The organism is Flavobacterium gilvum, assembly GCF_001761465.1.
GTDB lineage: Bacteria > Bacteroidota > Bacteroidia > Flavobacteriales > Flavobacteriaceae > Flavobacterium > Flavobacterium gilvum.
The window spans coordinates 899851-916058 of record NZ_CP017479.1 but is presented as its reverse complement, the minus strand read 5'-3'; the positions used below and the strand labels follow the sequence as shown (position 1 = coordinate 916058).

The following is a 16208-nucleotide window of genomic DNA, read 5'->3' as shown; positions in this document are numbered from 1 at the left end:
ACTTTTTTAAATAAAGTCCAAAAGAATGTCATTAAAATCGATTGCAGCAAAATTTTTTGCACAAAGAATATATAAAAAGACACAAGCCTGGGCCAATTCTCCCATTGAAACCCAGAAAGCTGTTTTTCAAAATTTAATACAAGACGCAAAGCAAACACAATTTGGTAAAGATCACCATTTTGATAAGATAAAAGCGTATGAAGATTTTGCCAATGAAGTGCCTGTCCGTGATTATGAAGCTCTGAAATCGTATGTGGACAGAGTAGTAAAAGGGGAAGAAAACATACTCTGGAAAGGAAAACCGCTGTATTTTGCCAAAACTTCGGGGACAACTTCGGGAGCGAAATATATTCCGCTTACGAAAGAATCGATGCCGTACCATATTGAAGCAGCCCGAAATGCCATTTTGCATTATATTCACGAATCAGGTAATGCCGATTTTGTGAATGGGAAAATGATTTTCCTGCAGGGAAGTCCTATTTTGGACGAAAAAAATGGAATAAAATTGGGGAGACTGTCTGGAATTGTGGCGCATTTTGTTCCAAAATACCTGCAAAAAAACCGTTTGCCATCATGGGAAACCAATTGTATTGAAGATTGGGAAACCAAAGTAGATGCGATTGTCGGGGAAACCATCAATGAAAATATGACCGTGATTTCGGGAATTCCTTCCTGGGTGCAAATGTATTTTGAAAAACTGCAGCAAAGAGCCGCTAAACCAGTTGGCGATATTTTCAAAAACTTCAATTTGTTTATTTATGGAGGTGTCAACTACGAACCTTACAGGGCCAAATTTGAAAATCTTATCGGCAGAAAAGTGGACAGCATAGAATTGTTTCCGGCTTCGGAAGGATTTTTTGCCTATCAGGATTCCCAAAAAGAGAAGGGAATGTTGCTGTTGCTGAATTCCGGAATTTTTTATGAATTTATAAAAACAGAAGATTTTTATTCTGAAAAACCCAAAAGATACACCATCGGCGAAGTGGAGTTGGGGGTAAATTATGTTTTGATTATTTCGACCAATGCCGGACTTTGGGGTTACAATATTGGCGATACTGTTCAGTTTACTTCTTTAAAACCGTATCGCGTTATCGTTTCGGGACGTATTAAACATTATATTTCGGCTTTTGGCGAACATGTTATTGGGAAAGAAGTCGAATCTGCTTTGCAGGAAGCAATGGAAGGAACCAATATCCGTGTCAACGAATTTACCGTTGCGCCACAAATTACACCAAAAGAAGGTTTGCCGTATCATGAATGGTTCATCGAATTTGAAAATGAACCGCAGGATTTTGAAATTTTTGCGGAAGCGCTAGATAATGCCATGCGCAAACAAAATATCTATTATGACGACCTGATTGTGGGTAACGTGCTGCGAAAAGTAGTAATTACCAAAGTGGCCAAAAACGGTTTTCAGAATTATATGAAATCCATGGGGAAATTGGGAGGGCAGAATAAAATTCCGAGACTTTCCAATGATAGAAAAATAGTAGATTTATTGGCTTGAAAGACAATAAATAATACACAAAAAACCTTACATTTGGTTTAAAAGTAAAATAAAATGAAAGAAACCAAACATATATCCAGATCAAGAGCACAGGAATCATCGGCAGCCATTGAGAAAATGTACATCACAATGCGCCATCTTTTTAATAGAGGTTTCTACAAACCAATGGGAATTTCGGGGGACACTTTGAGGGAAGCTTTATTGATTCTTAGACCCGAAATTTACGGAAGCATTGCAGATGAAAAAGTAGAATTGAACGGACTTTTATACGTTATTGAGCGACTTCCGATAGGGATTGAAGAATGTCGTTTTATAAATTTGACTTCGGATGAAGGCTATTCGAAATCGCATTTCAAGGCGATAGTTCCGCCAAAAAGACGCCGTAATTGTTATCGAATTGACGAAGAACAAATGAATGTCGAAATCACTCGAGGCCGTTCAGACATTTACGATATTCTGACGCATTTGACGTTTATTTTTATCGAATCACACAAAATAAAAGATAGAGTTTTACTAGATGATGCGGGAGAAGTTTCGCGTGATTGGGTAAAACTGGAAATAGCCGTTTCCCAACAAAAAAAATTAGCTCTTGTTGAAAAAGAAAAAGCCATTTCGCACGCTGCTAATATTCTTGGTAGAACTTTCGAGGAAGTTTTGGATATTTATGATGCATTTGGAACAGAAACAGCTCCAGATCGGTTTTTGCACGTGATTTATTGGTTGGGAAAACTGGCGATAGAAGAGGTTGTAGACAATCATAAAAGAACAATAACGTTCAGTCCTATTTTGAGAGAGCGTTTGGGTCACCACATTCATGGGGAGGTTTGGGCGACCAACATTAAGGAAGTTTTGAAAGCGAATCAGCTTTTGGATCGCCCTATTCACGTGATTAGCGCCAATATGCACTCGGTGATGAATTCTATTTTTGCAGTTCCCGTTTTGAGGACTAAATTCAAAGACAAATCCGATTTCTTTGTTTATGAGGAGTTGAGTAAGTCTGGGGCAAATGAGCTTCGCAATCAAGTAGAAGCTGTTGCATTAAAACAAGGCATGATTTCTTTACCAGATACTTCGGGGACCAATATTGACGTGCAGGTTTTTGACACAGCCAAAATAGATTGGTCAAAAACTTCTTTTCCAAATGCGACATTTGAGGGCAAAAAACCAGTTCTTATCGTGATGGATTATGCTTTTGGGGAACAGGCTTATGAAACCGTAGACGAGTTATTGAGACCGTATAAAAAAGAGATTTTGCTAAACGTAAAATCGGTTTCGATTATGGGGAAAGCTGGAATTCTTGAAGGAGGGAAAGGCGATATTATGATTCCAAATGCCCATATCAACGAAGGAACGGCCGATAATTATTTCTTCGAAAATGAATTAACAGCCGAGATGTTTGAAGGCAATGACATAGCAATTTATGCAGGACCAATGGTTACAGTACTAGGAACATCGTTGCAAAACAGGGATTTATTAAAGTTCTTCCATGAATCAACTTGGGCTGTAATAGGTCTGGAAATGGAAGGCTCTTATTACCAAAAAGCAGTTCAGGCGGCATCCAAAATAAGAAAAAGCGTTCCTCATGATATTAAAGTTCGCTATGCTTATTACGCCTCCGATAATCCGTTGGAAACCGGGAGCACTTTGGCATCGGGCGGTCTGGGAACCACAGGCGTAAAACCTACTTATCTGATTACCATTAAAATATTGGAACAAATTTTTAATATAAAATAAAAAAGTATTGTATTTTTTACCATTAAGATATTAAGAAAATTAAGTTTTAGCCTTAATGAACCTTAATTTCTTAATGGTTTCAAAAGAAAAAAAAACTTTATTTTTTGATAAGTCAACAAAATTTTAGATTGGTATTATAAACGTATAGTCTAAAATAAAATATTAATGTCCGCTTAGTAACCATTAAGAGATTAAGAAAATTAAGTTTTTGGCCTTAATGAACCTTAATTTCTTAATGGTTTAAAAAGAAAAAAACTTTATTTTTTGAAAGAAGATAAGATATAAAAATAGCGTAAGAGCATGGGTAAAAAGAAAGAAAAGAAATCGAAAAATCCTGAAATTGATCTGCTGACTGTTTTTGACAGAATAGGAGATTTCTTCGAATGGATTAAGACCTTGTTGTTCGGGATTATTCATTTTTTTGTGAAAAATGCAATTGTTGTAGTTGTTTTAATTATTCTTGGGTTTGGACTTGGTCTTTTAATCGCTAAAGTTGCTCCTCGTTTTGAACAAAAGATTATTGTGGCGCCCAATTTTAAATCTACCGATTATTTGTATTCCAAAATTGATTTATTGTCATCCAAAATCAGCTCGAATGACACGCTGTTTTTAAAATCTATCGGAATTCAAAAACCTTCCGAAATGGTGTCCATAACCATAGAACCGATTGTAGATGTTACCAATTTGATGAATGGCAATGAAAAAAACACGGAATTATTGGAATTGATGGCACAAAATGGGGACTTAAAATCAATTATCAAGGAGACCACAACCAATAAAAATTTTACACTTCATACTATTGTTCTCAATACCTCGAGCTTGGTTTCTTCCCAAAACATTGTTGAACCACTATTAAAATATTTGAATGCGAGTCCGTATTACGAGGCTTACAATAGAATTAATTCCCAAAATATTCAAAATAGTATTAAAAGAAAAGAAGAAACAATTCTTCAGATAGATGGAATTTTGAATCAGTTTTCGGGAACATACGGAAAGCTTTCTAGTAATGAAAAACTAGTTTATTATAACGAAAATATGAATTTGGATGAGGTTATTAAAACCAAAGATTCCTTGGCAAACGAAATTAATAAATTGAAAATTGAGCAGTACAACACCAGCAAAACGATAAAAGAAAAGGGAATTATTTTGAATGCTAAAAACACAAAAACAATAAAAGAAAAATTGATTTTTACCCTGCCATTGGTGTTTGTTGGACTTTTTGTTTTGTATAGCTTTTGTATATCTTTTTACAAAAAACAATCACTGAAGACAATTTAAAATAAGTTCTATGAGCAAACTATGGTAAAAAAACTAAGGAATCTGCTGCTCAAAACCAGACAAAACCCATTGGTGCAACAAAGTTTAGTCACGCTGGTTTTGAGGATTTTTGGTGTAATTACATTGTTTGGTTTCACTGTGTTTTTAACCAAAACGTATTCGCCCGAAATTGTAGGCCAGTATGATTTTGTACGTTCTTTTCTGTTGGTGGTGGGAAGTATTTGTTTGTTGGGTTGTGACCAGTCGATTTTGTATTTCAAAGGCAGGCTCAGCGGTTCGAACAGTTTGGAAGGAATCAAAAAAATATATTTCAAAATGGTGGGACTGTTACTATTGATGTCTGTTCTGTTTCTTTTTATTTTTTTGGCAATTGATAATGAGTTTGTAAATCATTACTTTGATGATCCCACAGTTTACGGAATTCTTTTGAAATCGATAATGACATTGTTTTTTTACGGGCTATCGACTTTGAATACCGAAGTTTTTAGAGCATTGGATCATTTTCATGTAGCCGAACTTTTTAGGAATATTATTAAATACATACCATTGATTCTTGGGGCAATTTTGCTCTCGTATTTTGATTCAGAAGTGTATTTGGCTGTCGTTTTTTTGATAGGATTTGTGTTTCTTTCGATTATAACAACAGGCCTTCTTTTGTTTTATTTCAGCAAAGCTAAAGTTGAAAAGGAGACTTTGAATTTCACTTATAAAGAAATAGTGGCAAAGTCTTATCCGATAGCCATCAGTGGAATGGCTATGTTTTTATTGATGAGTTTTGATATTTTTTTTCTGAAGAAATATTGGGATAATGCCACTGTGGCTTATTATTCGGTGGCGGTGAAGTTAATGACTATTTTGACAGTAATTATTTTGTCGGTGAACATTACGGTTTCGGCCAAAATATCAGAATCTTTTTTTAGCAAAAGAAAAGAGGATTTGGCCAAAACAGTACGGCATGCTTCCCGTCTGATTTTCCTGATGACTTTTCCGTTGACAGTTCTCATTTTTATTGCTCCTGTTCATCTTTTAAGTTTTTTTGGAAAAGGATACGTAAATGCCAAAGAAGCGTTATTGATTTTGATTGTCGGTCAAGGGATTTGCTCGGCGTTTGGAACCGCGACCGTTTATTTGAATATGACCGGAAGACAGCATATTTTTCAAATAATATTGATAGTTGCCGTGTTTATTAATTGTATTCTAAATAGGGTTTTAATCCCAGAATACGGCATGACTGGGGCTGCGATTGCATTTGTTATCAGTTCATTTTTTTGGAACAGTATTTCGGCACTTGTGATTTACAGAAAGGATAAAGTGAATGTTTTTTTACATTAGTTTTTTGAATTATAATGACCCGTTGATGAAATTGTTTGAATTTGAAAAAGTTACTGTTTTGTCATTCCGAGGTACGAGGAATCACATAATAAATTCACAAAATGCGATTTCTCGTGCCTCGAAATGACAAACCAATAAGTCTTAACCGTACTAGACACAAATTTTTTTGCAAAATTTATTACGTTCAACAGATTAAGAATCTGGATCACGTATAGAAATAACGACATTGTATTAAACGATAATATAATTATGCCCATTTTAATCAAAAGAAGTACCGCCACTTTTATTGTATTATTTGTACTCAATTTATTGGTAACAGTTTCGGCGTTCTATATTTTACCGAAGCGTTTTTTTTACGATGCCGTAATTATTGCCTTTGACAAAGGCAACGAAATAGGTTTTTTTGGCAGTTATCCGCTTACGATATTGTTTTATAAAATAACAGGTTTGCGGTATTTGCCCTTTCCGGTAGTAGGTTTGATTCAGTTTCCCATTTTGATGTATCTTCTTTATAAAATTGGTATTCCAGAGGATTTTGAAAAACTAAACATAAAGAACATTATCGTTTATCTGGGAATTTTTATGATTGCGGTTTATCTATCAATGCCCTCCAAAGAGTTTATTACTTTTCCGTATGTTTCGTTGGTAGTCTTTTTGTTTCTTAATCAAAGAATTGCCTTTCGGAAAGTATTGTATATATCATTATCATTGCTGATTATTTTTGGAATTTTTTACAGACCTTATTTTGTCTTGATTCCGATTATTGCCATCGGAATGTACGTTGCGAGTTTGATGAATTTTAAAAACAAGACCTTGACTGTCATTTTCTACGGATTGGTGCTTGCCATATTGTTGTCATTGTGTTATGGAGTTGTTTCTGGACATTATTTTTCGGAAGTTAGCAGGGAATTGGTCAATAGCCCCCGATTGGGTTCTGCCGATGCCAATTCGATGATAGTATCTCCCGTAAAGCCGGATACTTGGTATGGGGAAACGATAGGCATTCTTTATGGTTTTTTCTCTGTGAATGTTCCGGTCAACGGAATAAAATATATTTTTTCTCCCCAGATTTTGGTCTTTGTGATTTGGCAATTGTTTTTGTTTTACATTCTTTTGGTTCGTTTTTCCAGATGTATTCAGGCTAGAGAGAAATACAAAAAAGAACTTTGGGTTTTGCTTATTTTGTTTGCGTTTTTTATTGTGCAAGGTGTTTTTGAACCCGATTTGGGTTCGGCGGTTCGACATAAAATAGGTGTTTTTCCGTTAATCTATTATGCTTTATACTATGGCCATTTCAGAAAAAAACTTCAATAAAGCAATCAACGGTTTTTTGGCATTAATTGCCGTCATGATGATTTTCAGGAAACCCTGTACATTGCTGATAATTGTGTTTGCTGTTTTTAATTTGTTTTTTATCAAAAAACTGAATTATTCCAAGCAATCTTTGGTATTGGTGTTGCTTATTGCTTCTCCGTTATTGTTGGAAATTGTCATGTTTTGGAACAATGATTCTTTGTTCAAAGGGCTTAAATCATTGGAAAAATACATTTCGCTCTTGGTTTTTCCTTTGTTTATTTTGGGAAATTATCAGCGGATACATTTTTTGAAAATTCTTCGGTATTATTGCGTGACGACGACGATTATTTTGCTTTTTTTCTTTCTCCGTTTTGTGATTTATTTTCCCGAACTGATTCATAAATACATAAAAGGTGACGATTTATGGGAAATAGGATATGCCTTTTCAAACAGTGTTGGGATGCATGCTCCGGCGTTGAATATGCATTTGGCCTTTGTATCGATTGGTTGTCTTTTTTTTGTTTTCAAAGAATTAAGAACAAAAGGCGAATTGATGTTCAAAATGAGCAGTATCATCATTTTTGTTTTATCCTTTTTCTTTGTTCTTTTTGTAAATACCAGAATGGCTTTTTTTAATGTTTTGGTAGGTTTTGGATTGGTTTTTTTATCCGAAGTTATGCAGGTAAACAATTTAAAAAAAGTATTGCTAAACACGTTTTTTTTGACGGTTATACTGGCAGGAGTAATTTTTATTTTTGTTCAAATGAATCCGTATATGAAGGAAAAATATTCTTCGGTCACATTTGCCCATATGGATAAAATTGGAAAATTGGACGAAATTGAAAATCCCGAAGCCAAAGTATTCAATGCATTGGTAACACGAGTTTCCATTTGGAAATCGGGTTGGGAACTTGCTGTGAAAAATCTCCCGTTTGGGGTTGGCGCCTCAGATGGGAAACAGGAATTGGTAAAGTATTTTAAACAAACGAATCAACAGTTTTTGGCAAAATATGAATTCCCAACACACAATCAATTTCTTGATTTTTTGATAAAATTTGGAATATTAGGACCAATTGTGGTTTTGGTTTATATTGGCACTATTGGTTATTTGGGCATTGATTTGAAAAACGCAATTGTGTTTTCGTTCTTTTTTCTCTTTTTCACATCCAATCTTACCGATGATTTTTTGCTTCGTTTTGATGGAATCGCTTTCAGCGGATTGTGGATGTCTATTTTCGGGAGTTACTGGTTGCAACGGAAAATCACTGCTGATAAATCGTAATTAAGTTTTTAAAATTTTGATTAATATCAAATAATCGCTGGCAGCGTTCCAATCCTTTTTTTCCAAAATCGTTTCGAATAGTTTCTTCCTTCAGTATCTCAAAATAAGTATCGAGTTCTTCTATTTTGGTAAAAAGAAAACCAGTTTCATTGTGAACAACGATGTCTTTGTTGCCAATAATATTGGTTGCCAAAACGGGTTTTTGCAGTGCCATGGCTTCTAGAACAGCTATTGGTAATCCTTCCCAAAGCGAGGTTTGGATGTAGATGTCGATAGAGGATAGTTTTTGTAAGGCTTTATTTCGATCCATGAACCAGCCAGTAATCACTATATTTTTGGCAGTTAATTCATGTTTTAATTCTCCATCGCCAATCCAAGCAAAATTATATTGGGGGAAACCTAACGCAATTTCATTAAATAATTTGGGGGTTCTTGCGGTTGTTATTCTGGCAAGAATACCTATTGTCAGGGTTTTATTTTGAGGTTTTGTAAATTGTTGCTGCACAGCTTGAATATTGATACCATTTCGAATTAAATAGGATTTTCCCAATCCTTTGGCAATATTATACTCGGAGTCACCACAAGCAATTGTCGCTCCGCCGAATACCAACTGAAAACTTTTTTCTATAAACCAGTAAATTTTTTGGGTCAAAGGCGAAATATCTGTCCTGAGAAAAGCATAACCGTGAGGAGTGTAAAATATTTTTTTTCTTTTAAATAATAAAAAACAAGCTATTCTTCCTAGAACACCGGCTTTTGAAGAATGAAGATGAATGACATCTGGATTCAATTTTTTGAGTTCTTTTCGTAGTTGAAGTACGGATTTAAAATCCTGAACAGGCGAAATCTTGCGAACCATATTTATTTTTACCGACGAAACTCCTTTTGAAAATTCGGCCTCGATTTTTTCGGGGTCAATTTCTTTGCGATTTCCACTATAGATAATTGTTGTGGAAATGTCTTTTGCTATTTCATCTTCTCCAAAATAATGGGACAAGTCTTTGAAATACGTGTAAACGCCTCCGCCTAATGCTTCGATTATATGGACAACTTTCAAAATGGCCGTTTTTTATTGGAACAAAAATAGAGTAAAGATTATTAAACACCTATTTTTTTCAAGTACCCTCGAGTTATGTCGTTTTAAACTACAAATTAGCACAAATACAATCTGTGAAAATTTGTGTAATTTGTGGTTAAAACTAAGTTGTCCAAATTTGCATAGTTTCAGTTTAGCAAACTGAAACTATGAACTTCAAGTCTATAGTGGTTTATTTGATGAAAAGAAAAAAGAAATCTTCGTCTGTTAATCATTTGCAGGCAAATTAAAAGGCAAAATATTTTAGTACATTTGTACGTATTACAAAAGTTATTTACACCAGCATATATCAATATTATGAAAAGAATACTCATTACTGGAGCGGCAGGATTTTTGGGATCTCATTTATGTGACCGTTTTATCAAAGAAGGTTATCATGTAATAGGGATGGATAATCTTATAACGGGAGATTTAAAAAATATTGAGCATTTATTCAAATTGGAGAATTTTGAATTTTATCACCACGATATAACTAAGTTTGTTCATGTTCCAGGAAATCTGGATTATATTTTGCATTTTGCATCACCGGCAAGTCCAATAGATTATCTCAAAATCCCAATTCAAACCCTGAAAGTTGGTTCGCTTGGAACGCATAATTTATTGGGTTTGGCAAGAAATAAAAAAGCGAGAATACTTATAGCTTCAACATCTGAAGTGTATGGTGATCCTTTGGTTCATCCGCAAACAGAAGATTATTATGGAAATGTAAATACGATTGGACCCAGAGGAGTGTATGACGAAGCCAAACGTTTTCAGGAATCCATAACGATGGCGTATCATACTTTTCATGGAGTAGAGACAAGAATTGTCCGTATTTTTAATACTTACGGTCCAAGAATGCGCCTCAACGACGGGCGTGTTATTCCGGCGTTTATCGGGCAAGCGATTCGTGGCGAGGATTTAACAATTTTTGGGGACGGAATGCAAACGCGTTCTTTTTGCTATGTTGACGATCAGGTAGAAGGAATTTTCAGATTGCTGCATTCGGATTATGTTTATCCGGTAAATATTGGAAATCCAGACGAAATCACAATCAAAGATTTTGCCGAGGAAATTATAAAACTTACAGGAACAACGCAAAAAGTTGTGTATCATCCGTTACCTGTAAATGATCCTTTGCAACGCCAACCCGATACAACAAAAGCAAAAGAATTATTGGGCTGGGAAGCCAAAGTTTCAAGAGCAGAAGGAATGAAAATCACGTATGATTATTTTAAATCATTATCAAAAGAAGAATTGTCCAAAGAAGAGCACAAAGATTTTTCTAAGTATATTTTTTAGAGAATTTTTCTGAAGAATTTGAAAGCCCTCAAGTTTATTCCCGATAAAAAACAACAACTTTCTTTGGATATGGGTTACGAATACTACGATTATATTCCGGTAATTTCGCAGCGAACCATTTCTCTTGGTGATTGGTTTAATAAAATTATTAAACGTAGTTTTGACATCGTTTTTTCATTAGTGATTATTATTGGTTTATTGTCGTGGTTAATACCTATTTTGGGAATTATTATCAAATGGAATTCCGATGGGCCAGTATTTTTTATCCAAAAAAGAAACGGTTTGAACAATAGGGAATTTAAGTGTTTTAAGTTCCGATCTATGCAAGTAAACGAATTGGCAGACATAGAACAAGTATCCAAGAACGATAAACGAATTACCAGAGTTGGCAGATTCATCCGAAAAACGAGTATCGATGAACTTCCACAGTTTTTCAATGTTTTATTGGGAGATATGTCGGTAGTGGGACCAAGGCCACATATGGTGAGTCACACCAATTTGTATGCGGAACGGATAGATAAATTTATGGTGCGCCATTTCATAAAACCCGGCATAACCGGTTTAGCCCAAACTAAAGGATTTCGTGGTGAAATTGAAACCGATAAAGACATTATAAATAGAGTGCGATATGATCTTTTTTATATCGAAAAATGGTCATTATTATTAGATTTCAAAATCATTTTCAATACTATTTTCAACACTTTAAAAGGCGACAAAAAAGCGTATTAAAATGGCAAAAGCAGCTGTATCGATAATCACTCCATCGTTTAATTCTGAGAAATTTATTGCTGATACTATTCGGTCAGTGCAAAATCAAACGTATCCAAATTGGGAAATGATTATTGTAGATGATTGTTCTACAGATCAAACAGCATCTATTATTGAACATTTTGTTGCCAATGATGAACGAATTCGTTTTTTTCAACTGCCCAAGAATTCAGGTGCCGGAATAGCCAGAGAAGTAGCCCTGTCCAAAACCGAAGGCGATTATATTGCTTTCTTGGATGCTGATGATTTGTGGAAACCGTTAAAACTCGAAAAACAACTTCAATTTTTAAAAGACAATAAACAACATTTTACATTCTCCTTTTATGATTGCATGGATGAAGAAGGAAATCCATTAAATAGACGCGTTGAAGCACCGAAAGAACTCTCGTATCGCCAACTGTTTTTTTGTAATTATGTAGGCAATCTTACAGGTATTTATGAGAAGAATTATTTTGAAAAAATTGCCATTTCCTCCACACGAAAGCGTCAAGATTGGTTAGTTTGGCTTAGTATTTTAAAAAAAATAAAAAAGGCAAAACCCGTACCCGAAAGTTTGGCTTGGTATCGTATCAGAGACAATTCGCTCTCGGCCTCAAAAGTGGATTTGCTGAAACATAATTTTGCCGTTTATAGAAGTTTTCATGGTTTTACTTATGTAGTTTCTTTGTTTATTATGATTGGGTTTTTATTCACACAGTTATTGATAAAACCTCGATACATTAAGAAGATTTAGACAATCATTTTTTGTAACCAATTTTTGTTCTTGGTTGTTCATTTTCTTTTTTATCGCTCAATTCATCCAGATAAGAAAAGACCAATTCGATGTTTTTATCATGGTTTTCCAACTTTTTCTGAATCTGAAGAATATCAATTTTAATTTCGGTGTTATCCAAAAGCATTTGTCTTACTTTAGTAAAAATACGCATGATTTGAATGTTGGTCTGAATGGCTTTGTCGCTTTTCAGCACGCTAGACAGCATAAGAACTCCGTGTTCAGTGAATGCAGAAGGTAAATATTTTTGATGTTGTCCTCTTCCATTCTTTAAGATCACAAATTGTGATCTTAAAGAATCGTATTCTATTTTCGAAAGTTCAAACATAAAATCAGCGGGAAATCGAGAAAAGTTTCTTTTAACTGCTTGTTTCAAAACTCTTGTCTCAATTCCATAGAGTATTGCTAAATCAATATCGAGCATCACTTTTTGATTTCTAATAAAGTAAATTTTATTAGAAATCAATTCATCAGAAATCAGTATTTCATTTTCCATAAATTATTTTTTAATTTTCTTTAAGGTCACAATTTGTGACCTTAAACATTTTGAAGTCACAATGCGTGACTTCAAGATTCAATTTGGAGGCCGTAATTTGCGACCTCCAATTCGTAAATATAAAATCAGGGGGAAATAATTTCTTTAGAAAGTAAAGATAGGTCGCTCATCATTTGTTAATTCAAACGACAAACATACGAATTTATTTACGTTGTAAAAATGAAGTGAACTGTTTTAATTTGCCACGATTGGTTCTTTCCAAAACGGATTTTCGTGTAAAATGAAAATTCAAATTGGGTTCCAGATAAAGATCAATGGCTTCTTTAATCTTTTGAATTTGAACCGAATCCAATTCTTTTTCTGAAATATAATCAATTTCAAAAGAATCAATTTTTGTTTGTTTAATGACAAATTCTTTTACGTTTCCATCGTCTTCGATGATGCTTTTGGTCACATAATAAAAAGTCAAACCGGGCGATTTTTTGCCACTTGGTAAAATAGCAACATCATTGGTACGACCAATTAATTTTTTGAGAATAGGTATTTTTGGTGTGCTTTTTTCGTCCAAAATTCCAATATCTCCAATTTCGTATCGAATGAATGGATGCGCTTTGTTGAAAAGCGAAGTAATAACGACTCGTCCCGAAGTTCCGTTTGGAACAACTTGATTGTTTTCGTCCAGAATTTCGACAAATAGTGTTTCTGAATTGACCTGCCATTCTCCGTTGGGATTTTGAAACGCAATCAAATCCAGTTCCGAAGCTCCGTATTCATTGACGATGGGAATGCCAAATTGCTTTTCTAATAGCAGTTTATCTTTTTCAAAAAGCATTTCGGAGGTAACCATGCATACTTTTAGAGTGGGGCAAATGGTTTTTAAAACGATGTTTTTTTGCTGTAAAAATTTGGCAAACAAAACAATGGATGAGGTATAACCATTGATATAATCGAATTTTTTGGTTTTGAATTTTTGCAAAAATTTCTCCAGAATTTCATCAGATAAATCAAAAACAGGAAATCGATACCGATGGCTCAAAAAATCCTTGAAACGTTCTTTTCGTTTTCCGATAAAATCCAATGGAATACCATAAAAACGCGCTTGATAGGAAGAGTTAAAATCGATTCCGTACCACCCAAACCGATAAATATTGGAAGCCCAAGTCAAAGCATGGCAAAATTTATCTTTTGCAAAAATAAAAGGATGTCCACTAGAACCCGAAGTTTTGTTGAGGTAAACAGCTTTTTCAGTGCAGCCCAAAGAAAGCCTTTCTTTCAAGGGTTTCTGCAAATTTTGTTTGTTCAAAATGGGTAAATCATTCCAGTTTTGAAAAGATGCTGTCTGAGCCAATTCTTTGTAAAAAGGATTGTTTTTTAAATGAAAATTGACGATTTCTCTTTTTTTCTGTTCGATAAAATCTTCAAAATTTTCCTCAGGAATGGCAAGAATCTTTTGCAATTCAGCTTTGGCTTCCTTCATTGGGAAACCATTAATTTGAAGCGTTAAGTCAAATAGTTTGAGCATTTGCAAAAATAAATTTTCTCAAAAATACTATTTAGCTGTCACTATTAAGGCTCAAACGTTAACTTTTTAGAATATAATTATTTTTTACGTTCAAAACGGATTATTTTTGCACGACAATTTTATAAAACTACGCCATGAATATTTTACTATTAGGATCAGGAGGAAGAGAACATGCCTTTGCATGGAAAATGATTCAAAGTCCGCTTTGTGACACCCTTTTTGTAGCACCAGGAAATGCGGGAACTGCTCAAATTGCAAAAAATGTTGATATAAGTGCCACCGATTTTGAGGCTATAAAAGCATTGGTTATCAAGGAAAATATTAAAATGGTGGTGGTAGGACCAGAAGATCCATTGGTAAAAGGAGTTTATGATTTTTTCCTGAACGATCAGGATTTAAAAGAGATTCCGGTAATTGGGCCTTCAAAAATTGGAGCAACATTGGAAGGAAGTAAAGAGTTTGCCAAAGAATTCTTGATGAGACATAAAATCCCAACGGCGGCATATGATAGTTTTACTGCCGAAACGGTGGAAAATGGATGCAAATTCCTTGAAACATTGCAATCTCCCTATGTATTGAAAGCAGATGGATTGGCCGCTGGAAAAGGAGTTTTGATTATTCAGGATTTGGCTGAAGCACAAACCGAATTAAGAAATATGCTGGTAAACCAAAAATTTGGTGCCGCCAGTTCCAAAGTGGTTATAGAAGAATTCCTTGACGGAATAGAATTGAGTTGTTTTGTTTTGACAGACGGGAAAAGCTATAAAATTTTGCCAACGGCCAAGGATTACAAACGTATTGGTGAAGGCGATACCGGATTGAATACAGGCGGAATGGGAGCGGTTTCTCCGGTTCCTTATGTGGATGCTGTGTTGATGGAAAAAATTGAAACCCGAATTGTAAAACCAACTATTGAAGGTTTTCAAAAAGATGGAATTCCATATAAAGGTTTTGTATTCATTGGATTGATCAACGTAAATAACGAACCGATTGTTATTGAATACAATGTGAGAATGGGTGATCCCGAAACTGAAGTCGTTGTTCCAAGACTAAAATCGGATTTGGTGGAATTGTTTTTGGCGGTAGCCAATGAAAAATTAGGAGATTTCAATCTTGAAGTAGATCCAAGAAGTGCAACGACAGTAATGATGGTTTCTGGCGGATATCCGGAAGATTTTGAAAAAGGGAAAGTAATTACTGGTTTGGAGAATGTTGAAAACTCTATTGTTTTCCATGCAGGAACCAAACTTGATAATGGCAATGTAGTTACCAATGGCGGAAGGGTTATGGCGATTACTTCGTACGGAGACAATTTCCAGGAAGCTTTGAACCAATCGTATCAAAATGTGAGCAAAATACATTTTGATAAAATGAATTTCAGAAAAGATATCGGATTTGATTTAATCTAAGACATAAAAAAACACGAATTGAAAACTATTCAATTCGTGTTTTGGTTTTATTTTGATACTGTTATTATTCCAAAAAAGAATGAGCAGTAGTATCTTGAAAATCTTCTCCGTTTTCCTTGTGCAATTTCAATTGTTTTGTCCAATAAACGATCGCAACAGCACAGATAATCATGAAAATCCAGTTGATGGTATTGGCACCAAACCAGGTTTTTAGTTCTAATGAACGTAAAAAATCTAAAGGAGCGAATAAAATGTTTACAAATAAGTATTGAATTCCTTCAAAAAATGATGTCATAACGTATCTCTTTTATTTTTAGTTATTTTGGTTTTGGAATTTTAGACGTCAAAAAAAACAAATTTCTATTGAATCTTTTTTAATCTTGTTCTATTCCTTTTTAAACAAGTATTATATTTACAGTCACAAAAGTATAAAAT

The 16208-nt window shown here is 34.4% G+C and carries 13 protein-coding genes and 1 pseudogene; 10 read left to right on the top strand and 4 right to left on the bottom strand.

What is annotated here, in order from left to right; translation table 11 throughout:
* Window positions 1-25 precede the first annotated feature (25 nt).
* The 6 genes from EM308_RS03870 (at window position 26) to EM308_RS03845 (ending at window position 8429) form a co-directional block, all read left to right on the top strand.
* Complete coding sequence (locus tag EM308_RS03870) at window positions 26-1507, top strand: GH3 auxin-responsive promoter family protein (protein WP_035635994.1); 1482 nt, start codon at window positions 26-28, stop codon at window positions 1505-1507.
* Between the two features lie 54 nt (window positions 1508-1561).
* Window positions 1562-3241: a DUF6909 family protein gene (locus EM308_RS03865; RefSeq protein WP_035635997.1), complete on the top strand. Its 1680-nt coding sequence runs from the start codon at window positions 1562-1564 to the stop codon at window positions 3239-3241.
* Between the two features lie 300 nt (window positions 3242-3541).
* On the top strand, window positions 3542-4519 hold the full coding sequence (locus EM308_RS03860) for a hypothetical protein (protein WP_035636000.1): 978 nt from the start codon (window positions 3542-3544) through the stop codon (window positions 4517-4519).
* A gap of 21 nt (window positions 4520-4540) precedes the next feature.
* On the top strand, window positions 4541-5851 hold the full coding sequence (locus EM308_RS03855; RefSeq protein ID WP_035636003.1) for an MATE family efflux transporter: 1311 nt from the start codon (window positions 4541-4543) through the stop codon (window positions 5849-5851).
* 249 nt (window positions 5852-6100) lie between these two features.
* Window positions 6101-7165, top strand: coding sequence for a hypothetical protein (locus EM308_RS03850; protein ID WP_035636007.1), 1065 nt, complete (start codon window positions 6101-6103; stop codon window positions 7163-7165).
* A complete protein-coding gene (locus EM308_RS03845) occupies window positions 7137-8429 on the top strand; it encodes an O-antigen ligase family protein (protein ID WP_035636010.1) in 1293 nt (430 codons plus the stop codon). Before EM308_RS03850 ends, EM308_RS03845 begins: the two co-directional genes overlap by 29 nt.
* On the opposite strand, the gene EM308_RS03840 is transcribed toward EM308_RS03845, so the two are convergent.
* The gene (locus EM308_RS03840; RefSeq protein WP_035636013.1) at window positions 8410-9486 is read right to left on the bottom strand and encodes a glycosyltransferase; all 1077 of its coding nucleotides are present in this window, start codon (window positions 9484-9486) and stop codon (window positions 8410-8412) included. The genes EM308_RS03845 and EM308_RS03840 overlap by 20 nt on opposite strands.
* Before the next feature lie 336 nt (window positions 9487-9822).
* Here EM308_RS03840 and EM308_RS03835 point away from each other — a divergent pair, with 336 nt between their 5' ends.
* The 3 genes and pseudogenes from EM308_RS03835 (at window position 9823) to EM308_RS03825 (ending at window position 12307) form a co-directional block, all read left to right on the top strand.
* Window positions 9823-10806 carry a UDP-glucuronic acid decarboxylase family protein gene (locus EM308_RS03835; RefSeq protein ID WP_035636016.1) on the top strand — a complete coding sequence of 328 codons (984 nt, stop codon included), beginning with the start codon at window positions 9823-9825 and terminating at the stop codon, window positions 10804-10806.
* A 15-nt stretch (window positions 10807-10821) separates the two neighbouring features.
* Window positions 10822-11535 (top strand): annotated as a pseudogene (locus EM308_RS03830) (exopolysaccharide biosynthesis polyprenyl glycosylphosphotransferase); the annotation flags it as partial.
* 1 nt (window position 11536) lies between these two features.
* Window positions 11537-12307 (top strand): glycosyltransferase family 2 protein, encoded by a 771-nt coding sequence (locus EM308_RS03825; protein WP_035636019.1) that lies wholly within the window; start codon window positions 11537-11539, stop codon window positions 12305-12307.
* Window positions 12308-12311: 4 nt separating this feature from the next.
* Here the strand turns inward: EM308_RS03825 and EM308_RS03820 are convergent, their stop codons facing one another.
* Both EM308_RS03820 and EM308_RS03815 read right to left on the bottom strand, forming a co-directional pair.
* On the bottom strand, window positions 12312-12842 hold the full coding sequence (locus EM308_RS03820; RefSeq protein ID WP_035636022.1) for an ORF6N domain-containing protein: 531 nt from the start codon (window positions 12840-12842) through the stop codon (window positions 12312-12314).
* Window positions 12843-13044: 202 nt separating this feature from the next.
* Window positions 13045-14364 carry a phenylacetate--CoA ligase family protein gene (locus EM308_RS03815; RefSeq protein ID WP_035636025.1) on the bottom strand — a complete coding sequence of 440 codons (1320 nt, stop codon included), beginning with the start codon at window positions 14362-14364 and terminating at the stop codon, window positions 13045-13047.
* Window positions 14365-14498: 134 nt separating this feature from the next.
* Between EM308_RS03815 and purD the strand changes: the two genes are divergently transcribed.
* A complete protein-coding gene (purD, locus tag EM308_RS03810; RefSeq protein WP_035636028.1) occupies window positions 14499-15773 on the top strand; it encodes a phosphoribosylamine--glycine ligase in 1275 nt (424 codons plus the stop codon).
* A gap of 64 nt (window positions 15774-15837) precedes the next feature.
* Here the strand turns inward: purD and EM308_RS03805 are convergent, their stop codons facing one another.
* Window positions 15838-16068 (bottom strand): DUF6341 family protein, encoded by a 231-nt coding sequence (locus tag EM308_RS03805; RefSeq protein WP_035636030.1) that lies wholly within the window; start codon window positions 16066-16068, stop codon window positions 15838-15840.
* Between the last annotated feature and the right edge of the window lie 140 nt (window positions 16069-16208).